The 21,673-nt window shown below is 43.3% G+C and carries 26 protein-coding genes and 1 tRNA gene; 14 read left to right on the top strand and 13 right to left on the bottom strand.

Going from position 1 to position 21,673, the window contains the following annotated elements; genetic code table 11:
- The first annotated feature begins 110 nt into the window (after positions 1-110).
- Entirely contained in the window at positions 111-1,136 is a 1,026-nt protein-coding gene (locus tag OMP94_RS07555) for a hypothetical protein (protein WP_266277673.1), read from the top strand.
- Positions 1,137-1,192: 56 nt separating this feature from the next.
- Here the strand turns inward: OMP94_RS07555 and OMP94_RS07550 are convergent.
- From OMP94_RS07550 to OMP94_RS07510, 9 genes are all read right to left on the bottom strand, one after another.
- Positions 1,193-1,283: transfer RNA gene (locus tag OMP94_RS07550), tRNA-Ser, on the bottom strand.
- A gap of 53 nt (positions 1,284-1,336) precedes the next feature.
- A complete protein-coding gene (locus OMP94_RS07545) occupies positions 1,337-2,098 on the bottom strand; it encodes a type III pantothenate kinase (RefSeq protein ID WP_266277672.1) in 762 nt (253 codons plus the stop codon).
- Entirely contained in the window at positions 2,095-2,898 is an 804-nt protein-coding gene (locus OMP94_RS07540; protein WP_266277671.1) for a biotin--[acetyl-CoA-carboxylase] ligase, read from the bottom strand. Before OMP94_RS07540 ends, OMP94_RS07545 begins: the two co-directional genes overlap by 4 nt.
- A gap of 80 nt (positions 2,899-2,978) precedes the next feature.
- Positions 2,979-3,203 (bottom strand): hypothetical protein, encoded by a 225-nt coding sequence (locus OMP94_RS07535; protein ID WP_266277670.1) that lies wholly within the window; start codon positions 3,201-3,203, stop codon positions 2,979-2,981.
- A 45-nt stretch (positions 3,204-3,248) separates the two neighbouring features.
- Entirely contained in the window at positions 3,249-3,611 is a 363-nt protein-coding gene (locus OMP94_RS07530; RefSeq protein WP_266277669.1) for a DUF2069 domain-containing protein, read from the bottom strand.
- Positions 3,608-4,198, bottom strand: a complete 591-nt coding sequence (gene wrbA, locus OMP94_RS07525) for an NAD(P)H:quinone oxidoreductase (RefSeq protein ID WP_266277668.1) — start codon at positions 4,196-4,198, stop codon at positions 3,608-3,610. The genes OMP94_RS07530 and wrbA overlap by 4 nt, the downstream gene beginning before the upstream one ends.
- Positions 4,198-4,548: an arsenate reductase (glutaredoxin) gene (gene arsC, locus OMP94_RS07520; RefSeq protein WP_266277667.1), complete on the bottom strand. Its 351-nt coding sequence runs from the start codon at positions 4,546-4,548 to the stop codon at positions 4,198-4,200. The genes wrbA and arsC overlap by 1 nt, the downstream gene beginning before the upstream one ends.
- Positions 4,545-5,732 (bottom strand): lipopolysaccharide assembly protein LapB, encoded by a 1,188-nt coding sequence (lapB, locus tag OMP94_RS07515; protein ID WP_266277666.1) that lies wholly within the window; start codon positions 5,730-5,732, stop codon positions 4,545-4,547. Before lapB ends, arsC begins: the two co-directional genes overlap by 4 nt.
- 2 nt (positions 5,733-5,734) lie before the next feature.
- Entirely contained in the window at positions 5,735-6,031 is a 297-nt protein-coding gene (locus OMP94_RS07510) for a lipopolysaccharide assembly protein LapA domain-containing protein (protein ID WP_266277665.1), read from the bottom strand.
- 144 nt (positions 6,032-6,175) lie between these two features.
- On the opposite strand from OMP94_RS07510, the gene fdxA reads away from it, so the two are divergent.
- Positions 6,176-6,499, top strand: a complete 324-nt coding sequence (gene fdxA, locus OMP94_RS07505) for a ferredoxin FdxA (RefSeq protein ID WP_266277664.1) — start codon at positions 6,176-6,178, stop codon at positions 6,497-6,499.
- A gap of 68 nt (positions 6,500-6,567) precedes the next feature.
- On the opposite strand, the gene rpoH is transcribed toward fdxA, so the two are convergent.
- The 4 genes from rpoH to ftsY form a co-directional block, all read right to left on the bottom strand.
- Positions 6,568-7,428 (bottom strand): RNA polymerase sigma factor RpoH, encoded by an 861-nt coding sequence (gene rpoH / locus OMP94_RS07500; protein WP_266277663.1) that lies wholly within the window; start codon positions 7,426-7,428, stop codon positions 6,568-6,570.
- 111 nt (positions 7,429-7,539) lie between these two features.
- Entirely contained in the window at positions 7,540-8,469 is a 930-nt protein-coding gene (gene ftsX, locus OMP94_RS07495) for a permease-like cell division protein FtsX (RefSeq protein WP_266277662.1), read from the bottom strand.
- Positions 8,469-9,125, bottom strand: coding sequence for a cell division ATP-binding protein FtsE (gene ftsE, locus OMP94_RS07490; protein WP_266277660.1), 657 nt, complete (start codon positions 9,123-9,125; stop codon positions 8,469-8,471). The genes ftsX and ftsE overlap by 1 nt, the downstream gene beginning before the upstream one ends.
- Complete coding sequence (ftsY, locus tag OMP94_RS07485; RefSeq protein ID WP_266277935.1) at positions 9,122-10,174, bottom strand: signal recognition particle-docking protein FtsY; 1,053 nt, start codon at positions 10,172-10,174, stop codon at positions 9,122-9,124. Before ftsY ends, ftsE begins: the two co-directional genes overlap by 4 nt.
- 63 nt (positions 10,175-10,237) lie before the next feature.
- Between ftsY and OMP94_RS07480 the strand changes: the two genes are divergently transcribed.
- From OMP94_RS07480 to OMP94_RS07425, 12 genes are all read left to right on the top strand, one after another.
- Positions 10,238-11,602: a M16 family metallopeptidase gene (locus OMP94_RS07480; protein WP_266277659.1), complete on the top strand. Its 1,365-nt coding sequence runs from the start codon at positions 10,238-10,240 to the stop codon at positions 11,600-11,602.
- Positions 11,592-12,902: a M16 family metallopeptidase gene (locus OMP94_RS07475; RefSeq protein WP_266277658.1), complete on the top strand. Its 1,311-nt coding sequence runs from the start codon at positions 11,592-11,594 to the stop codon at positions 12,900-12,902. The genes OMP94_RS07480 and OMP94_RS07475 overlap by 11 nt, the downstream gene beginning before the upstream one ends.
- Complete coding sequence (rsmD, locus tag OMP94_RS07470; RefSeq protein ID WP_266277657.1) at positions 12,880-13,452, top strand: 16S rRNA (guanine(966)-N(2))-methyltransferase RsmD; 573 nt, start codon at positions 12,880-12,882, stop codon at positions 13,450-13,452. Before OMP94_RS07475 ends, rsmD begins: the two co-directional genes overlap by 23 nt.
- A gap of 9 nt (positions 13,453-13,461) precedes the next feature.
- Positions 13,462-13,953, top strand: coding sequence for a pantetheine-phosphate adenylyltransferase (gene coaD / locus OMP94_RS07465; RefSeq protein WP_266277656.1), 492 nt, complete (start codon positions 13,462-13,464; stop codon positions 13,951-13,953).
- A 44-nt stretch (positions 13,954-13,997) separates the two neighbouring features.
- Positions 13,998-14,252 (top strand): YfhL family 4Fe-4S dicluster ferredoxin, encoded by a 255-nt coding sequence (locus OMP94_RS07460; protein ID WP_266277655.1) that lies wholly within the window; start codon positions 13,998-14,000, stop codon positions 14,250-14,252.
- Positions 14,253-14,323: 71 nt separating this feature from the next.
- Positions 14,324-14,710, top strand: coding sequence for an H-NS histone family protein (locus OMP94_RS07455; protein WP_266277654.1), 387 nt, complete (start codon positions 14,324-14,326; stop codon positions 14,708-14,710).
- 165 nt (positions 14,711-14,875) lie between these two features.
- Positions 14,876-17,329 (top strand): leucine--tRNA ligase, encoded by a 2,454-nt coding sequence (gene leuS / locus OMP94_RS07450; RefSeq protein WP_266277653.1) that lies wholly within the window; start codon positions 14,876-14,878, stop codon positions 17,327-17,329.
- Positions 17,330-17,347: 18 nt separating this feature from the next.
- The gene (lptE, locus tag OMP94_RS07445) at positions 17,348-17,851 is read left to right on the top strand and encodes an LPS assembly lipoprotein LptE (RefSeq protein WP_266277652.1); all 504 of its coding nucleotides are present in this window, start codon (positions 17,348-17,350) and stop codon (positions 17,849-17,851) included.
- A 9-nt stretch (positions 17,852-17,860) separates the two neighbouring features.
- Positions 17,861-18,895, top strand: a complete 1,035-nt coding sequence (gene holA, locus OMP94_RS07440) for a DNA polymerase III subunit delta (protein WP_266277651.1) — start codon at positions 17,861-17,863, stop codon at positions 18,893-18,895.
- 24 nt (positions 18,896-18,919) lie between these two features.
- Positions 18,920-20,176: a glutamate-5-semialdehyde dehydrogenase gene (locus tag OMP94_RS07435; RefSeq protein ID WP_266277650.1), complete on the top strand. Its 1,257-nt coding sequence runs from the start codon at positions 18,920-18,922 to the stop codon at positions 20,174-20,176.
- Entirely contained in the window at positions 20,157-20,813 is a 657-nt protein-coding gene (gene nadD, locus OMP94_RS07430; RefSeq protein ID WP_266277649.1) for a nicotinate-nucleotide adenylyltransferase, read from the top strand. Before OMP94_RS07435 ends, nadD begins: the two co-directional genes overlap by 20 nt.
- The gene (locus tag OMP94_RS07425) at positions 20,813-21,646 is read left to right on the top strand and encodes a YdcF family protein (protein ID WP_266277648.1); all 834 of its coding nucleotides are present in this window, start codon (positions 20,813-20,815) and stop codon (positions 21,644-21,646) included. The genes nadD and OMP94_RS07425 overlap by 1 nt, the downstream gene beginning before the upstream one ends.
- Positions 21,647-21,673 lie beyond the last annotated feature (27 nt).

The following is a 21,673-nucleotide window of genomic DNA, read 5'->3' as shown; positions in this document are numbered from 1 at the left end:
CAATGTGCTTTTCAAAGCTACACAATTTCAGCCAGCCGATATATTATTCTTGCTAAAGTGTGATCCAGTTCGCACTTTTTACGTATTCACTTTTAGCAAGGATGAAATGGATGAAAAAGTTTTTGTTGGTGATATTCACTTTTAGTTTTATTTCGGGGTGCGCTGTCACCTCGCAAGAAGGGGTGATGCAAACTGAAACCCGCAAAGGTGGTTTGCTAGGACTTTCTAAAAATGATGCTGTTGAGGTAACGACGCCTAAAGCCTTTGCTGGCAAACAAACTGTAGTCATCGGTGGTTTTAAAGTTGGCTTTAATGATAGTAAACGTCTCGTAAATAAAGCATCAGGCGGTTTGTTATCAAGAGGTACTGGCGGCGCTTCAAAAGGTCTTGTTGAATTACAAGGCGTATCTCCAGAAGTGATGCAAGATATTACTGACAAAGCTTATGCAGACTTTTTGAGTCATTTAGAAAAAAATGGCTACACCGTTGTTGACCGCAATACCTTTGTTACTCATGAAGCTTATAAAGGTACAAAAGAGTACGAGTTTCCTTACAAGATGGATAACTCAGGCTTTTTATCGTCATACGGTACAGCCATGTATTACTCACCAACAGATATCGGTAGTAAGCAGCCTATCTTTGCGGGGGAAATCGAAGGTGAGTCGGGTGGATTTGCTTTTGCTAACCCAGTACATGCAGTGTCAGGTTATGGTGAGTCAACCGGTGTTTCTGTTATCTATGTGAGTTACTTTGTCGACTTTGCCGGTAAAGGCGGTAGCGAAGGCATGTTCTCAAGTAGTTTGAAAGTTGGCCAGCTATTATCTGTTGATAAAGCGATGATCGGTATTGCTTCTGGTCAAGGCGGCTCATTTAGCAACAACATGGGTACATTGGCTTTGGGTCAACCAGTAGGTTCTGACATTGAGTTTGCGACTATCGAAAATACAACATCAGATGTGGCAGTTGGTTTGGAAACCACTAAAAATGTTGTTTATACCGTGACAGGTCTTGGTGGTACTAATCAAACTCGTGAGTTTGTGTTTAGTGCTGATCCAATGAAGTATTCTGCAGCCTCAATGGATGCTTTGGTACGTACCAATAATACTTTGATGGATAAAATGACATCACTACGATAGTGATTTAAGAACTGTGTCAGGAATGAGAGGCCTGCGATAGCGCAGGCCTCTATATCTGGCGGAGAAGGAGGGATTCGAACCCTCGATAGGCTATTAACCTATACACACTTTCCAGGCGTGCGCCTTCAACCACTCGGCCACTTCTCCTAAGGGTGCGAAAGCTTATATTAGTTCGCTGACGCTGGCAATGTTATGCCGGCCTAGCCTTGGCTTTTCGCTGGCGGTTGTTTTGCGTAAAGCTTAAGGCCTTTCAATACGATATCGCTATCGTGCTCAACATTGTCTGGTAACAATGACAATACAGCATCTGCATCACCACCACTAATAACAAAGCGAATATTGTCATCAAAGCTTTGTTGAATATCACGGATTAGATTTTCTAATGTTGCGGTAATGCTATACAGGGTACCTGCTTGAATGGCACTGTAGGTATTTGTTGCTAGCATGTTAAATGAAACATCATCAGTGGTTTCAGTCAGTGCGTCAGTGCCGGCAGCAAGTGTTGAACGCATTAAGCCTAAACCTGGCAATATAAAACCACCTTGGTGTTGGCCATCTGCCGTAATGATATCAACGGTGATTGCGGTGCCACAGTCGATAATACAGCAAGCTTTTTTCAGATGCTGACGAACAGCAACTAAGCCAAGCCATCGATCAACGCCTAGTGTTTCAGGTTTATCGTAAGCATTGGCAACGCCAAATCGTTTTGTTTCCGCATGAACGAAGTTAGGAGTGAGCTGCCAGTTTTTTTCAGTCCACTCGGTGAGTTGTGTTGCCATTTTGTCACCGGCAACATTACTAACCCAAATAGTCTCGACAGATTTAAGTGGTTTCCAAATTTTATTGAGCTGTGTTTTTAAACCCGTTGGTTTACGGTCAAAAAATTGTGTTTCACTCAGACCTTTATCGTCGAGTGTTGTCCATTTAATTCGGCTATTGCCGATATCGATCAATAAATTCATGAGGCAAAACGAATACTGACATGGCTATTAGATAAGCTGCCAAGTTGTTGGTTATGCATATAACGCAGTTCTCCCTGCTCGTTGATACCACAGGCAAGTGCGGTAATGCGGCCTTGTTCGGTTAATATATGTATGGGACATTCGTGCAATGCATCGTATTGTGGCCATTGTGGTAGAAAGTCTGCCAAGCCTCGATGCATGAACATATCTAATGTCGTCAAAATATGATCACTTAGTCTTCCAATCAAGTGATTTCGGTCCGGTAATGCTTCAGTCAGTTGCTGTAAACTTGTAACCGGTTGTGGAATTTCTGCTCGCACGCTATCTGAAAGCGCAAAATTGACACCTAGGCCAATCACTAAAAAGTGGCCTTCACCAAAGCGTGATTCAACAAGAATACCTGCTAATTTCTGTCTATTCATCAAGACATCATTCGGCCACTTTAATTTCAACCCTGAAATACCAAACTCTTGCAGTGCATGAATGACGCTAATACCAATTGCAATGGTTAAGCCTTCATGGGGTAAACCATTAGCACATGGCCAAAGTAGTGACATGTAAATATTACCACTATCTGGTGACTGCCAATTACTGCCTCGACGCCCACGACCAGCTGTTTGCGTATTTGCGACACACAATGCAGGTGATGACAAACCTTGTTGCTGGCGTTGCCATAAAACATCATTTGTTGAGGTTACCGCATCACAGACAATAACTTCGGTAAGAAGATTGGTATGTGTAGGATTGAGTTGTGAGCGGATAACCGACGCATCTAGCGCAGTAATGTTGGGATGGTTCAAGTTGAAACTTTTGCTAGCGAAAACGCGACTAGTTTAGCTTTTTTTATTAGGTGGAAGCCAGTCGAAAATTAAATTGATGCTTAGACAGTGATATCAAGTAAATTGCCAATCATGTCACTACTCGCTTGTAATGCTTTGGCTGAGGCTGCTACTTGAATTTCTGCTTGGCGTAACTCAACAATAGGCGTAACCATATCACCACCATTTGTGCCGGCTGATGCAATCTGCGCACTGCTTTTTGCAGCAGACTGAACACCTGACTGGATGCCTAAATAGGCTGATTGCATTGCAGAAATTGTACTCATAACAATCTCTTAAGTTGATATATAGTTATTTAAGCACATTTTTTGTTATTGAGAATGTGACTTTTTACGCATTTTTCCATTTAAACGCACGTAGGCATTGCTGGCGATCATAAAAATTAAGCTAAAAACGAGCTCCAGAAACGGATAAACCCAAAAAGCATCACCGCTATAGAGTTCGCCAATAGCGTGCGCCATGTAAAAAAGCACTAAAAATCCTGACCATGCAAAAGTATAACTTTTGCTATACAGCAAGCCTCTAAGCGGAAAAAGTAGGGGAACAATACCCAAAAGCAGCATTGCTGCAGTTGGAAAGTTATCACTATGAGGGGCTAACAATATCCATGCTAATAGGGTCACAACTAAGCCAAAATAACTGAGTAAAGTCAGTCGCTTAAATAATGTAATCATCCGAGTTTTACCGCGATTTCTGCAACACGTTTACCCAGTGCCTGACACAACTGAATTTCGTGTTCACTTAACGAGTTTTGATTTTGTGGGCCAGCAACATGGGTAGGCCCATAAGGTGTGCCACCTGTTTGGGTTTGCATCAGTGCTGGTTCACTGTAAGGCAAGCCACAAATCAACATGCCATGATGTAGTAACGGTAACATCATTGATTGTAAGGTGGTTTCTTGACCGCCATGCAGACTGCCTGTTGAACTAAATACCGCAGCGGGTTTGCCCGCTAATGCACCAGATAACCAAACATCACTTGTGCCATCGATGAAGTATTTCATTGCCGCCGCCATGTTGCCAAAACGCGTGGGACTGCCAAGAATTAGGGCATCGCACTGACGTAAGTCGTCATTGGTCGCATAAACATGACCTTCTTTGGGGATGTCATCTTCAGAAGCTTCACAAACAGTTGAAACTTTAGGAACGGTTCTTAACACCGCCTGACAATGACTAACCTTACCTACACCACGGGCAATTTGTTCAGCCATTTGTTTAACATGGCCACTTTGGCTGTAGTACAAAATCAGAATATTCAGCATTAGAGGATGTCTGCCACAGATTCTGGTGGGCGGCCTAAGCGCGCTTTACCATTTTTTACCACAATCGGTCGCTCAATAAGTTTTGGATGCTGACACATAATGTCGATTAACTGTTGAGCAGTAAAATCATCATTTTTTAAGCCCAATTCTTTATATTCAGCTTCGGTTTTTCTGAGAAGAGCACGTGGTGAAATACCCAATTGCTCAATGAGTTTTGCTAACTCAGCTGGCGTTGGTGTGTTATTAAGATATTCAATGATTTCAATATCTTCTTGGTGTTCTGTTAATAACGCCAGAGTTTGTCTCGATTTACTGCAACGTGGATTATGATAAATCTGGGTCTTGCTCATTGCTTGTTTTCCAATAGTTTTTCAATTGCTGATAGGTGAATTTCAGTTGGTCGAATCGTTGCCCAGCGAGTACAACCAGGACAAAGCCAGTGCATGGCCTTGCCTGAAAAGCCACAGTTTTTACAGGTATAACGATCACCTCGATGCACCATGGCACCAGTTACTTCTTGAATTAAAGGTACCAGTCCAATCTCACTGTTTTCACCAAGATTAATGAGTTTATGCAGCCCTTCGACAGATGGGTGTCTATGTAACTCATCAAATAAAAATTGTTGGGCTGCAGCGCGACCATCCAGTTCATCAAGGACCTGCGTCAACATTAATCTTGCTGAAGTTAAGTTGGGATGACGTTGGATCAGTTGCGTTAACCAACTACGAAATGCAGGTAACCCAGCTGTCTGTTGGTAAGCCTGATACAGTAGAGGCATGGCTTCTGGTAAATAGTTGTTGTTCTGCCGTTCAATACTTTTCAGAGCCTTGAGTGCTTTTTGCGGTTGTGATGAAGCGAGTTGAAGTTTGGCCTCGAGCAAACTGGCTCGAACACAATTTTCATCATGAAATAACGCCATTTTGATGAGATTAAGACTTTCATGGCGATCTCTATTAAAGGATAGCTCAGCGAGTTCACAGAAAAAGTGTGCAATTAACGGCTGAACATTTTCCTGCTTGTGGCTATCCAACAGTTTTGCCATATCAATGGCACGTTGCCATTTTTTCTCTTGTTGATAAATCCGCATTAACTGCCGAGCCGCTTCAGTAGGGGGATTCGATAATTGCAGTAATTCTAAGAATAAATGTTCGGCTCTATCGAGCACCCCGGCATGCATGTAATCCATGCCTAACTCAATCATGGCTTGAGTTCGTTGAAGTCCATGCAAAGAAGGACGTGCAATTAGGTTTTGATGAATACGGATAGCGCGTTCTGTTTCGCCACGCCGACGAAATAAGTTCGCTAATGCCAAGTGGGTTTCAACCGTTTCACTGTTTACTTCTAACAAACCGATAAACACATCAATCGCTTTATCTGGTTGCTCGTTAAGTAAATAGTTAAGTCCCTTGAAATAGGCGGGATTAAAACTGGAGTCAGCTCTCCGGTAGCAACGTTTGTAATGACGCCTTGCCATTAACCACCCAGAGAGGGCAGCAATAGGTAGTAGGAGAAATAGCCAGGTGTGAACTTGCACGTTTAGCTATTTTCGCGGATTGGTAAAGTGCGCAAACTATCTAGCTCTTGTTCCGCGACATCGAGCCTATGCTGTAAGCGGCGATTATTTAGTCTTAAGCGTAATGTGCTCATAAAAATAATTGCCGCGCCAATGATTAAACCTATTAATAGAACAATAATCATTAAAATGGCTAAGGGTAGCTGCCATTCAACAAGGTAAAGATTAAGCGCAACGGGCTGCGTATTAAAGGCCGCAAAAGCAATGCTACAGACAAAAGCCAGCAGGAAAATAGCGGTAAAAAAGATTTTTCGGATCATGCAATATCCATTTTTAAAACACTTTATTGATATTAGCCATGATACAGCACATCAACATTGTTCAGAATAGGCCTGATTGGTGTAGAATATGCGACATTCTGACAGGCTATAGCCTGCATAAGTTTATGATTACGGAGATTTCACATGACCTTTGTTGTCACCGAGAACTGTATTAAATGTAAGTACACAGATTGCGTGGATGTCTGCCCGGTAGACTGCTTCCATGAAGGCCCAAACTTTTTGGTCATTGATCCGGATGAGTGTATCGACTGCACATTATGTGAGCCAGAATGCCCAGCAGAAGCCATTTTCTCTGAAGATGATTTACCTGATGAGCAAATGGAATTCTTGCAAATCAATGCAGAATTAGCGCAAGTATGGCCAGTTATTTCTGAGAAAAAAGACCCATTACCGGATGCGGAAGAGTGGGATGGTAAATCAGATAAAACAAGTTTGCTGGAACGTTAATTCCATTAACGACAAACATAAAAAAGCCCGCTTTAAGCGGGCTTTTTTGTTTCTAGCGATAGAAAAAATTAATCCATTAACTTTTTCAATTTCAACATTGCGCTACTTTCAATCTGACGAATACGTTCTGCAGATACTTGGTATTGATCTGCCAAAGTATGCAGCGTAGCTTTATCGTCTTCTTGTAACCAACGTTGACTGATAATGTCTCGGCTTCGCTCATCAAGACTTGCCAAAGCGTTTACCAGTTTTTTCTGTTGATAATCTTCGTAATTATCTTGTTCTAACTGCTGTGATGGATCGTCATTATCAGGCGCTGATAAATACGATACCGGCGAAAACTGTGTTTCATCGTCATCATTGTCAGATGGCAAATCAAACGCCATATCTGGTTGCGCCAGACGACGTTCCATTTCTAAAACATTGGCTGTAGTTACACCCAAGTCTTCAGCAACCGCAGCGACTTCTTCTTGGTTTAACCAACCAAGACGTTGTTTAGCACTACGCAAGTTAAAGAATAGTTTACGTTGCGCTTTGGTGGTTGCGATTTTAACAATACGCCAGTTACGAATGACGTATTCGTGGATTTCTGCACGAACCCAATGAACGGCGAAAGAGACTAGGCGAACACCTTTCTCAGGATCAAAGCGTTTAACCGCTTTCATCAGTCCGATATTGCCTTCTTGAATCAAATCAGCAACTGGCAAACCATAGCCACTGTAGCCTTTGGCAATACGCACAACAAAACGGAGGTGCGACATTACCAACTGTTGAGCTGCTTCCAAATCACCTTTCTGTTGCAACCGCGTTGCCAAATCGTATTCTTCGTCGGCAGTTAATACCGGAATTTGATGCACCAAACGTGTGTAGGCATCTAAATTACCGATTGGCGCAGTCGCCAGTTGATATTGGGCTGTTTGACTTGTCATTATCGGGTTATCTCCCCTTAAAAACTTTTAGCTTCTTGATTTTAGCACCAAGCAATTCAATTCAACTAGTTTGACGATAACGATTAGGAAAAAGTTCCCCTAATCATCGTTTTAACTAGGTTCAATCTCATTAAGATGGCGGCCTACCGCAAGCCAAGCACCTAAAATACCAAGTAACAATCCACACAACGGTAGGGCTAAAAATAAAGAGCCGCTTAACCACTGTAGCGTAAATTGGCTTTCATAAAGTGACGCAAGCCGGTTAACTGGTCCATTAATGATGATTAGGCCGATTAGTAATGTGATCCAAGCAATTAGCCCGCCGATAAGTCCATACCAAAAGCCGGTGTAAAGAAATGGGCGTCTGACAAAGGCATTAGTGCCACCCACCAATTTGATAACTTTGATTTCAGTTTGTCTATTGAGAATTGCTAAACGGATTGTATTGCCGATAACCAATAAAACACTTAAAGAAAGCATGGCTGCTAAGACAGCGATGCCACGCTCACCGGTTTCTGTCAGTTGTTTTAAGCGCTGAAGCCATTCCATATCAAGCTGCGCCAATTCAACTTCATTAAGCTCTGCTAACCTTGAAAGCAATGCTTCATGCGCTTCGTTAGCTGTTGCTTCCGCGGCAGGTTCGATAATGATTACCGCGGGTAATGGGTTTTTAGGCAAACTATCTAATATTTCCCCAAGACCAGATAGGGCTCTAAACTCTTCGAGCGACTGAGCTGAAGATTTAAACTCGACATTTTTGATATCTGGCCAAGTAACCAATTGTTGAGCTAGTTGCTGACCACGACCATCGCGAACGTTTTCTTTTAAAAATAGTGAAATACTGGTTGCTTGCTGCCATTGGCCACTGAGTTGTTCGATGTTTTTTTGAATAACATACAGGCCAGCAGGTAATGCTAGGGCGATACCAATAACCAAAACAGTCATCAAGCTGGCAACAGGTTGTCGCCAAAGGTTACCTAGGCTAGCGAGTGCAACTTGGGCATGGCGTAGCAAATAATTATCTACATTAAATAAAGCCATTATTCGTCTGCCAACCTGCCATTTTTTAGCGTAATTAAGCGATAAGGGAGACGGCCAATCAAGTCATGATCATGGCTGGCAATAAATACCGTGACGCCTACCTGATTAAACTGCTCAAACAAAGCCATGATTTCTTCTGATAATTCTGGATCAAGGTTACCCGTTGGTTCATCAGCTAACAGAATAGGCGGGCGATTTACGACGGCGCGGGCAATACCAACACGTTGTTGTTCACCACCTGATAACGCAATCGGTTGACTACGTTCTTTACCTAATAAGCCAACCTTATCGAGCGCTGCCCGGACTCGGCGGCCAATTTCTCGGTGATTTTCACCTGCAATAATGAGTGGCAGGGCCACATTATCGAAAACAGTGCGGTCATGTAGCAAATTATGATCTTGGAATACCAAACCAATTTTGCGCCGGTAATAGGGGATCTTCCACTTTGGTAAACGCGTTAAATTTTGATTGTTAACGATGACTTGCCCATGAGAACTACGTTCAATCAAGGCAATTAACTTTAATAGCGTGCTTTTACCTGCGCCTGAATGGCCAGTTAGAAAAGCCATTTCTCCTTGGTCGAGATTAAAGCTTAACCCTGATAAGGCCTCTTGTTGGCCAGCGTAACGCTTATAAACTTCGTTAAATTGGATCATGCAGTGTCATCACGTCCGAGTAATGCGTCAACAAAGTCTTCAGCTGCAAAGCTACGAAGATCATCAATTTTTTCCCCGACGCCAATATAGCGAATAGGGATGCCGGTTTTCTTAGCAATCGCAAAGATAATACCGCCTTTCGCCGTACCATCTAGCTTGGTTAATGTAATACCAGTTAGACCTACGGCTTCGTTAAATTGTTGTGCTTGAGATAGCGCGTTTTGCCCTGTACCAGCATCAACCACTAACATCACTTCATGCGGTGCTTCGTTATCGAGCTTACCCATGACCCGCTTAACTTTCTTCAACTCTTCCATCAAGTTGGATTGTGTATGCAAACGGCCTGCTGTATCGGCAATCAAAATGTCGACATTACGTGCTTTAGCGGCTTGTAATGCATCAAAAATTACTGAGGCCGAGTCTGCGCCATGTTGTTGGGCAACAACCGGAATTGAATTACGTTCACCCCAAACTTGGAGTTGTTCAACCGCTGCAGCGCGAAAAGTATCACCGGCTGCTAGCATGACTGATTTACCTTGGGTTTGGAACTGCTTGGCTAGTTTGCCGATAGTGGTGGTTTTACCAACACCATTGATACCCACCATCAGAATGACAAATGGTGTTGCTTCAGGCTTAATAGTTAGTGGCTTTTCGACCGGCTTTAATAAATCAACCATGTTATCGCGCATGGCTGAAAATAACGCTTCGGGATCGGCAAGCTGTTTTCGAGCAACTCGTTGAGTCAAATCGTTGATAATGGCTTGCGTAGCTTCAATGCCTAAGTCAGCGCTGAGTAATTGGGTTTCCAAGTCTTCAAGTAAATCGTCATCAATGGTTTTTTTGCCAAGAATTAAATCAGCGAAACCATCGGTTAGCTTTTGGCTAGAACGACTTAGACCTTGTTTGAGTCGGCTGAATAAACCTTGTTTCTCAGGTGTATCAGCAGGTGGCGACGGCTCAACAATAGCAGGTGTTTCGGCAACTTTCGATGGTTCTTGAGCGTCTTGTGGGGTAGGTTCTTTGGTTTTTTTCTTAAGGAAACTAAACATAGTCACTTTTTGTCGTTTCAGTTCAATAATAAATCTTATCACGTCATTAAAAATGAGATGCAGATGCGAAGTCTAAAAAAATATTTATTACTTTGTTTATGGATACCTGCTTTAGCAGTAGCTGAGGTCAGTGAATACCAGTTAGATAATGGTTTAAAGCTTCTCGTGAAGCCTGATAACCGAGCACCCGTTGCAGTATCGCAAGTCTGGTACAAGGTGGGCTCAAGTTATGAACATAATGGTATTACTGGGATCTCGCACATTCTTGAGCACATGATGTTCAAGGGAACTGAAAATCTTGCTCCAGGTGAGTTTTCAAAGATCATCGCCGAAAATGGTGGTAGTCAAAATGCCTTTACAGGTCGTGATTACACCGCCTATTTTCAAACCATGGAAAAAGAACGTTTGGAAGTGAGTTTTCGTCTTGAAGCTGACCGCATGCGCAATTTGGTTGTTGAAGAAGCCGAATTATTAAAAGAGCGTGATGTTGTGTCTGAAGAACGTCGGATGAGAACGGATGATGATCCGAAAGCTCAACTTCGTGAGGTGTTTAATGCAACAGCTTTTGTGAATAGCCCATACCATCATCCTGTTATCGGCTGGATGAGTGATATCAACAACTACGAAAAATCTGATCTCGATGAGTGGTATAAAAAATGGTATGCACCAAATAACGCCGTGGTTGTCGTAGTCGGTGATGTTGAGCCTGATGCGGTTTATGCATTGGCTAAACAATATTTTGGCCCACTAAAACCTGAGCAAACTGCAACAGTTAAACCCCAAGTTGAAGTTGAACAACGTGGTGAGCGCTACATCAAATTAAAAGCACCTGCTCAATTGCCGTATCTAATGATGGGGTGGAAAGTGCCAGTGGTGACCACCGCGGAAAATGCTTGGGAACCGTATGCACTGGATGTCTTAGCTGGCATTTTAAGTGGTACTAGTAGTAGTCGGTTTTCACGCGAACTCGTTCGTGAACAACAAGTTGCTGCTGGTGTGAGTGCTTATAACAATAACTTTTCTCGGTTAGATGACATGTTCATTGTTGGTGGGACACCGGCTCAAGGAAAGTCTATTGAAGAATTACAAAATGCGATTAAGGCGCAATTTGAAACATTAAAGACAACCTTAGTGAGTGACGCTGAGCTTGAACGAGTTAAAACGCAAGTGGTTGCCTCTGATGTTTACGAGCGTGACAGTGTTTTTTACCAAGCGATGCAGCTTGGCATGTTAGAAACCATCGGACTTGATTGGCAGTTAGGTGAAAAATACGTCGATAACATCCACGCTGTGACTGCAGAACAAATTCAACAAGTTGCTCAAAAATACTTTATTGACGACACCTTAACCGTTGGTGAGTTAGAGCCAACTGAAATGACATCAAATGCAACTCAAGCACCGACTTCAGGAGATAAGCATGTTCGCTAAACTGATTGGCTTTTTTACCTTATTACTGGCCACATTCAGTAGTTTCGCCACGCCAAATATCGCTCATTGGCAGACACAACAAGAAACGAATGTGTATTTTGTTGATGCACCGCAATTGCCGATGGTGGACATTCGCTTGTTATTCGATGCAGGTGGCGCACGTGATGGTGATTTACCTGGAACGGCATTGCTTACTAATGCGATGTTAGATGAGGGCACAACATCAGCTAACACCGATGAGATTGCCGCCGCATTTGACGATGTTGGCGCAAAGTTTAGTAGTGAATCTGTTCGTGACATGGCGGTATTAAGTCTTCGCACCTTAGTGGAAGAAAAAGCCATGAATCAGGCTGTTGATATGTTCATTGATGTGAGCAGTCAGCCGGTGTTTCCAGAAGCCTCATTTGCACGCTTAAAAAACCAAATGAAAACGGGCTTACAGGCACAAAAACAATCACCAGAGGCTATTGCTGAAAGAGCATTTTACGAAGCGTTATATGGTCAACATCCGTATGCCAAAATGCCAAGTGGTAATGAAGAAAGTCTTGAAAAGATTGAAATTGCTGACTTAAAAGCTTTTTTCAATAAATATTACGTTGCCCAGAATGCCGTGTTAGTTATTGTCGGCGATTTACGTGAATCAGAAGCTAAAGCGCTCTCTGAGAAAATTTCATCTGCCTTAAACAAGGGAAAAGCAGCACCAGAGGTACCTGCTGTTACAGCATTACAAGAAGCGGCCGAAAAGCAGATCAATTTTCCATCTAGCCAATCACATTTACTGGTTGGACAACCGGGTGTAACACGTACCGATGCAGATTATTTTCCTTTATATGTGGGTAATCATGTTTTGGGCGGTGGCGGTTTAGTCTCAATCATCAATGACGAGATTCGGGAAAAACGTGGCCTAAGTTATAGCGCTTATAGTTATTTCCGTCCTATGCGTGAAGCAGGCCCATTTCAAATGGGCTTACAAACCCGTAATGAACAGGCTGAAGAGGCTTTAATGGTACTTCGTCAAACATTGCGAGACTTTGTTAAAGATGGTCCTACCGATGAGCAACTCGAGGCGGCCAAACAAAATATTACTGGCGGATTTGCCCTGAGATTGGATAGTAATAGTAAGATCGCTGATTACCTCGGTGTAATCGGCTTTTATCAGTTGCCATTGGATTACCTCGATAACTTTAAACAACGGGTTAATGCGGTCACAAAAGCTGAGATTAAAGATGCTTTTACGCGTCGTGTTCAACCTGACAAAATGATTACGGTAATAGTTGGTGGCAAAGGCGAAAACAAGTAATAGTCCAACAGTTCGCATCATTGGTGGTCAGTGGCGTGGTCGCAAACTCAGCTTTCCAGACTTAGCTGATTTGCGCCCCACACCAGATAGAGTGCGTGAAACTCTATTTAATTGGTTACAACCCTATATTGGTGGTGCTCGATGCTTGGATGCATTTGCTGGAAGTGGGGTGTTAGGATTTGAAGCTGCCTCACGAGGTGCGGAATCTGTCGAACTTCTCGAGTTAGATGCCGCAGCCATAAAATCATTAAGATCGAATCAGCAGTTATTAAAAGCTGCTAATTGTCAGGTATTCGCCAAAGAGGCTTTAGCTTTTATCGCCAATACTTCTCAGACCTACGATGTGGTTTTTATCGATCCGCCTTATCGTGCGAATCTTTGGCATGACATCACGCATTTACTAGAAAAACAAAACTGCTTATTACCGCACAGTGTGATTTATCTGGAGTGCCCAGCTAAAGCCGAATTACCAGACGTGCCTGAAAATTGGACGCTAATTAAAGATAAATCAGCAGGTGAGGTAAGATACTGCTTATTTGCAAGACAATAGGTTTTCTAAATGGCAATTACGGCGATTTATCCAGGTACTTTTGATCCGGTCACACTTGGTCATACTGATTTAGTGCATCGCGCCAGCCGCTTATTTGAAAAAGTTATCGTGGCTGTGGCGGCAGATACGGGTAAAAAATGCTTATTTAGTTTGGATAAAAGAGTGGCATTAGCAAAATCCACATTAGCTGATTTACCAAACGTCGAAGTCGTTGGCTTTAGCGGTTTATTAGTTGATTTTGCAGCATCAAAACAAGCGAACGTTATTATTCGTGGTTTACGTGCTGTTTCCGACTTTGAATACGAAGTTCAATTAGCCGCTATTAATCGCCGTTTACATGTGGAAGTCGAAACTTTGTTTTTGGCACCAGCTGAACAATACACATTTGTATCTTCAAGTTTAGTGCGTCAAATTGGTTTATTAGGTGGCGATGTATCGCAATTTGTCGCCCCATGTGTACAACAAGCTTTTACGGATTTTCTGGCAGAAAAATCGGATTAAAGCTATGATCTATAAGTTTTTATATTTAACTTTCCGGAGCGAGTATGTCCCTGTTTATTACTGATGAATGCATTAACTGCGACGTTTGTGAACCAGAATGTCCTAATGGTGCGATTTCTCAGGGTGAGGAGATCTACGTCATCGATCCTGAATTATGTACAGAGTGTGTCGGTCACTTTGATACACCGCAATGTGTTGAAGTTTGCCCTGTTGATTGTATTCCTAAAGATCCTGACAACGTTGAAACACACGACCAGCTTTACAAGAAATACGAAATTCTGGTGTCAGCAAGCAAGTAAGGCCTTTAAATTTATTTTTCACAAAGTTATGATTAGTAAATAGTTTTGATAAATTAAAAGGCAAGTACGTAATGACAAAGTTTGCTGCATTAGATTTAAATGGTTTGTCTGAACAAGAATTACAAAAACTTATTAATCAGTCGAAAAAGCAAATCAAAAAACTTAAAACAAAAAAAACAACCGAGTTAAATAGTAAAGACTCAGATGTTATTGCTGTTGCGGATGCTGTTCGTGAGCTTGCCAAACAAAAAAAAGTAACCCCTGCAGAAGCTTTATCAGCAGTTGCTAAAAACATGCGGGTATCAATGTCAGCGAGTCGTAAACCTCGCTCAGAAAGTGCCGTGAAATATCGTCATCCTCAAGACCCCAGCAAAACATGGAAAGGATTTGGTAAACGCCCAATTTGGCTTAATGATGAACTCAAAAATGGCCGCAAACTGGAAGACTTTAAGGTCTGAAGCGTTACTTAAAATGAAAAACTAACAGCGGCTTTTGCCGCTGTTTTTGTTTGTGCGGCAAAGCATCCATTCAAAGTCATCATCGAAAAGCACGACCAGTGCTTTATGACTGCCTGCGGCTAGGGTATCCTTTAGCGCTTTAAAAATCCCATTGTAAGAGTGACCATGTCGACCGAATACCGTCCTGAGACTATTGAAGCCAGTGCCCAAGAATTCTGGCGCGACCAGCAAACTTTTCGTGCTGTGGAAGATCCTTCACGTGAGAAGTTTTACTGTCTCTCAATGTTTCCTTACCCAAGTGGCCAACTGCACATGGGCCATGTGCGTAACTACACCATTGGTGATGTGATTTCTCGATTCCAGCGAATGCAGGGCAAAAATGTGCTGCAACCTATGGGCTGGGATGCTTTTGGTCTGCCTGCTGAAAATGCCGCAATTAAAAATAAAGTGGCACCTGCTGAGTGGACATATCAAAACATTGATTACATGCGCTCACAGCTACAGCGTCTTGGTCTTGGCTATGATTGGGATCGTGAAATTGCGACCTGTAAACCTGATTATTACCGCTGGGAACAATGGTTATTTGTTCGGCTGCTAAAGAAAGGTTTGGTTTACAACAAAACTGCCGCAGTAAACTGGTGTCCACACGACAATACGGTATTAGCTAATGAGCAGGTTATCGATGGCTGCTGCTGGCGTTGTGATACCAAGGTAGAACGTCGTGAAATTCCTCAGTGGTTTATGAAAATCACCGATTACGCTGACCAATTGTTAGCAGATCTGGATCAACTTGATGGTTGGCCTGAACAGGTCAAAACCATGCAGGCAAACTGGATTGGTCGCTCTGAAGGTTTACAAATTAACTTCCCAGTTGTTGATTCAACGGAAGTCTTATCGGTTTACACAACACGTCCAGATACTTTAATGGGAGTCAGTTACGTTGCCGTTGCCGCTGAACATCCATTGGCATTGGCTGCAGCAGAAAATAATCCGGAATTACATGCGTTTATTGAGTCGTGCAAACAAACTGGTACGTCAGAAGCGGCGTTAGAAACCGCAGAAAAACGCGGTATCGCAACAGGATTATTTGCTGAGCATCCGGTTACGGGTAAACATGTCCCGATTTGGATCGCCAACTTTGTCCTAATGGGCTACGGCACCGGTGCCGTGATGTCTGTACCGGCTCATGATCAGCGTGACTATGAGTTTGCAACTAAATATAACTTACCTATTCAACAGGTCATTCAACCTGTTGATAACAGTGATGTCGACTTAACTAAAGCCGCCTTTGTAGAAAAAGGCACGTTAGTGAATTCTGACCAGTTCGACGGTTTAGATTTCCAACAGTCGTTTGATGCTATAGCTGATTTCTTGGCACAACAGGATAAAGCTGAGCGGAAAGTAAATTATCGTCTGCGCGACTGGGGCGTTTCGCGTCAACGTTATTGGGGTACGCCAATTCCCGTTATTTATTGTGATGACTGTGGTGCGGTACCTGTACCTGAGCCTGATTTACCAGTTTTGCTGCCAGAAAATGTTGTTGTTGATGGTTCTGGATCACCGATTAAGTCGATGCCTGAGTTTTACGAATGCAGTTGCCCAACGTGCGGCAAACCTGCCAAACGTGAAACGGACACATTCGATACCTTCTTTGAATCATCTTGGTACTACGCACGATTTACCAGTGCCGATAATGATCAAGCTATGCTGGATGAACGGGCAAATCACTGGTTGCCAGTAGATCAGTACATAGGTGGTATTGAGCATGCGGTATTGCATCTACTGTACGCACGATTCTTCCATAAATTGATGCGTGACGAAGGCTTGGTGAAAGGTGATGAGCCTTTCAAAAACTTGTTGACGCAAGGCATGGTGTTAAAAGATGGTGCCAAAATGTCTAAGTCAAAGGGCAATACAGTCGATCCGCAAGCATTAATTGACCAATACGGTGCTGATACGGCGCGCTTATTCATGATGTTTGCTGCACCGCCAGAATTATCCCTTGAGTGGTCAGATAGTGCCGTTGATGGTGCGAGCCGATTCTTAAAACGGTTATGGCGTGCTGTTCAAGAACATGTTGAAACGGGTTTAGCATCAGAAGCTTTACCTGCTGAACTTTCAACTGCAGCGGCAGATGTAAGACGTTTGGCGCATCAAACCCTGCAAAAAGTGACAGATGACTTAGGTCGTCGCCATACCTTTAATACAGCGATTGCCGCAGTAATGGAATTGTTAAACGCATTAGGCAAGTTTAGCGAAACAGATACTGCTGCAAAAACAGTTCGCCAAGAGGTCTTAGAGTTAGCAGTATTAATGTTATCGCCGATAACGCCGCACATCAGTCATGCTTTGTGGCAGCAATTGGGTCATGAAGATGCTGTAGTCAATGCTGCATGGCCAAAAGTCGACAGTGAAGCATTAGTACAAGATCAAATTGAGTTGATGATTCAAGTCAATGGTAAGCTACGTTCAAAACTTTCTGTATCAAGTTCAGCCAGTCAGGCTGATATTGAAGCATTGGCTGTTGCCGATGAAAACGCCCAAAAATTTATTGAGGGCAATACAGTACGTAAAATCATTGTTGTGCCAGGTCGTCTGGTCAATATTGTGGTTGGCTGATTTAAAAGGAAAAATGCCATGCAAATAAAGCAAGTCTTCAAATTAAGCCTCGTCAGCATCTTGGCGGCAATGTTGATGGCTTGTGGTTTTCAGTTGCGTGGTGCGGCTAGCGTACCTGACACGGTCAAAACAATTTATATTCAGGGCGTGAATATTCGCGATGAATTTGGCTTAAACCTGAAGCGTACTTTAACGCGAAATGGTATTACGGTGGTCAGTGATTATCGTGAAGGAGCGGCATTGATGAGCTTTACCCGTAACCGCCTACAAAGACGAGTCATGACTGTCGGTGTTCAAACGGCTAAAGTCGCTGAGTATGAGCTGATTTTGGAGGTTGAGTTTGATGTCAGTGATGCCAACCAAAATAAGCTAATTGAAAACGAATTTTTTGAGGCGCGCCGAGATTATCAATTTGACCCGCAACAAATGCTGGGGCGAGATGCCGAAGAAGAGTTGTTACGTCAAGAAATGTACGAGCAGCTTAGCCAAGCTATTTTGCGTCGTTTATCGGCATTGGATTAAACCTGGCGCATGCGCCTCAGAGTTGAACAACTTCATCAGCAACTTCAGTCTGGACTACCACGCGTTACGGTAATTTCTGGCGATGAAGCGTTGTTGGTTGAAGAAGCTGCCGATGCTCTTCGCCGAGCAGCCAAGGCTCAGGATTTCTTGGAGCGTGATGTTTGGCATGCAGATGGTCGTTTTGACTGGCAGCAAATTGATAAAGCTGATGCCAGTTTATCTTTGTTCGCCAGTAAAAAGCTCATTGAAGTACGTTTGCCAGGTGGTGCACCGGGAAAAGAGGGCGGTGAATGGTTAAGACGTTTTGCTGAGCAAGCCAATTCGGATTCCGCATTGCTTTTAATTAGCGGTAAGCTCGATAGCCGTCAACAAAAAGCCAAATGGTATTTAGCGTTAGATAAAGCTGGTATCACGTTGCCAGTTTGGTCAGTTGCGATTGAGCAATTACCCCGATGGATACAACAGAGACTGACGGCAAAGGGGCTGAAAGCAAGTCCGGCAGTGGCAACATTATTAGCTCAGCGATTAGAGGGAAACCTATTCGCCGCCGCTCAAGAAATAGATAAACTTGCTTTGTTAGCAGCCGATAATGTTGTTGACGAGAAATTAGTGACAGAAAGCGTCGCGGATAGTGCACGTTTTGAAGCTTTTGGTTTAATGGATGTGATTCAGCAAGGCCAAGCGGATAAAATACCGAGAATGTTGAGTTCTCTTCGTGCTGAGGGAAATGACTTGATGGCCGTGTTCTCCGCCGTATCTTGGTCTGTGCAACGATTTGCAGATATGGCTCAACAATTAGCCAGTGGTTTGTCTAGTCAGCAGGTTTTCAGTCAGATGCGCCCCCCTGTGTGGGAGAATATGCGTGCTCAAACGATGCAAACCATTAAACGTCATCCGCCAAGACGTTGGTTAGGATTTGTTGGCCAACTGACTGAAATTGATAAAGCCGCTAAAGGTTATAACGATAGCGATAATGGCTGGCGGTTACTCGAAAGGCTGTGCCTACAAATGGCAGCAGTTAACCTGTTGGACAAAGTCTCCTAAACAGGAAGGTTAAGAGGATTTAAAGTGGATATTACGCAATACATGCAGGCATTAGGTCAGCAAGCAAGAGAGGCGAGTCGCGCACTTGCCCGAGCTGGCACCGATCAAAAAAACACCGCATTGATTGCGATGGCTGCTGCAATTCGTGCCTCAGCGGAAACGCTTAAACAAGAAAATGCAAAAGATCTGGCTGCCGGTAAAGCAAAAGGATTAGATGCCGCGTTATTAGATCGTTTAACGCTGACGGATGCGCGTATTGAGGGAATGGCCGAGGGACTTGAGCAAATTGCGAACTTGCCAGATCCAGTTGGTGAGATCAGCAATATGAATTACCGTCCTTCAGGTATTCAATTGGGACAAATGCGGGTGCCATTAGGTGTCATTGGCATTATTTATGAGTCACGTCCTAATGTGACTGCTGATGCGGCAGGTTTATGCCTTAAGTCAGGAAATGCCACTATTTTGCGTGGTGGTAGTGAGGCGATGTATTCAAATCAAGCAATTGCTGCTTGTATCAAAGAAGGGCTAAAACTAGCCGATTTGCCAGAGTCAGCGATTCAGGTGGTTGAAACAACAGATCGTGCTGCGGTTGGTGAACTTATTACCATGCCTGAGTATGTTGATGTCATTGTGCCACGCGGTGGTAAAAGTCTGATTGAGCGAATCAGCAAAGACGCTCGAGTCCCTGTTATTAAACACCTTGATGGTATTTGCCATGTCTATATTGATGACGAAGCAGATATCCAAATGGCAGAAGAAATTGCTTTTAATGCAAAGAGTCATCGCTATGGCGTGTGTAATGCCATGGAGACACTTTTAGTTCACAAAAATATCGCCAAACAAGCATTACCAAGCATTGCTGCACGTTTTAAAGAAGAAGGTGTCGAGTTACGCGGCTGTGCCCAAACTGTGGCTATTTTGTCTGATGCAGTTGCGGCAACAGAAGAAGATTGGGATACCGAATATCTCGATAAAATCTTGGCTATTAAGATTGTGGATAGTCTGGATGCCGCGATGGAACATATTCATCGCCACAGCTCAGGACATACCGAGAGTATAGTGACGCAAAATTACGATAAAGCTCGTCGTTTTTTACGTGAAGTAGACTCTAGCTCGGTCATGGTGAATGCGTCGACGCGTTTTGCCGATGGTTTTGAATATGGGCTCGGCGCTGAAATTGGGATCTCAACAGATAAATTGCATGCCAGAGGGCCTGTCGGCTTGAATGGTTTAACATCACAAAAATGGATAGTGTTGGGTAGTGGTCAAATCCGTCGATAAATTACCCGGAATTGGTGTTTTTGGTGGGACGTTTGACCCTGTCCATATTGGCCATTTACGAAGCGCACTTGAAGTTTGTCATCAGCTTGATTTAGATCATGTGCGGCTCATGCCTTGTCATGTGCCGCCGCACCGTACACAACCACAACTTAAAGCTGCTGAGCGGCGATTATTGTTAGAGCTTGCGGTTAAAACTACGGATGAACTCATCGTAGATGACCGTGAGTTACAACGCGAAGGGCCATCTTACAGCGTTGATACTTTGCTAAGTTTGCGTGAAGAGTATCCCGATAATCCCATCTATTTGATTTTGGGGACAGATGCTTTTCGCCAAATTGAAACGTGGTCTCGTTGGACTGAGATTTTGACTCTCGCCCATATTGTCGTCATACAACGTGCGGGTGAAGTATTAACGCTTTCAGATTCTTTACAGGCTTGGTTTTCTGAGCATCAAGCGCAATCTGAAGATAATCAACTGGCATTTGGCAAAATCTGGCCTTTAGCTGTCACAGCCCTCGCTATTTCTGCCACAGATATTCGGGCGCAACGCGCTGCTGGCCAGTCAGTAAAATATTTAATACCTGAAGCAGTATTAACAGTCATTGAGCAACTTGGGTTTTATCCGGCTAAATCTTAATGGATGAATTGTTTTTTGTTGTTACCAAACTCGCTTGGAGCTTTATTAGCCCAACCACATTATTTGGCTGGTTATTGTTACTGACCTTAGTGCTTTTGTACGCAGGTTATCTTAAAGCCGCCCAAAAATTATTACTTGGGTTATGTTTAGCCGTTGTTGTACTAATGACTTATCCCATGGGTGATGTACTGCTTGAGAAACTAGAAGCACGATTCTCAGCGCCAACCGAATTACCAAACGACATTGATGGCATCATTGTTTTAGGTGGTGGAGAACAATTACAGTCTTCGACGAGTTGGCAATTGCCACAAATGGGTGACGGTGGTGATCGTTATCTTGCTGCTGCGGTATTAGCAAAACATTATCCCGATAAAATCGTCTGGGTGAGTGGTGGTAGTAACAAATTAAGTGTGGCTAGCCATCAACAAGTTGCTGAGATTCATCGACGGTTACTGGATATGGCGGGTGTGCCAGAGACGCAGATCCGAATTGAACAAAATAGTCGTAATACATTTGAAAATATCAAAAACTTAACCCAAATATTACCTAACAAATCAGGCCAATATTTATTGGTAACCTCGGCATTTCATATGCCTCGCACCATCGGTATCACTCAGCGACTTGGTTTAAATGTCATTCCATATCCAGTTGATTACCGAAGTCAAAGGTCAGCCGAGCGCCAATTTGATATCGCGTTATTTGCGCACTTAGAGACGCTGGAACTTGCTTTAAGAGAATGGCTTGGACTGGCAGTTTATTATTTAACGGGAAAAACCTCGCAATTTTTACCGGGCGCTCATACCGACACAGACGTCGGCGCTGACATGCGCTAAACTATTTACTATTAAATTAACGGAGTC

The organism is Methylophaga sp. OBS3, assembly GCF_026319325.1.
Lineage (GTDB): Bacteria > Pseudomonadota > Gammaproteobacteria > Nitrosococcales > Methylophagaceae > Methylophaga.
The sequence above is the reverse complement of the archived record's forward strand: the minus strand, read 5'-3'. Positions and strand labels throughout refer to the sequence as shown.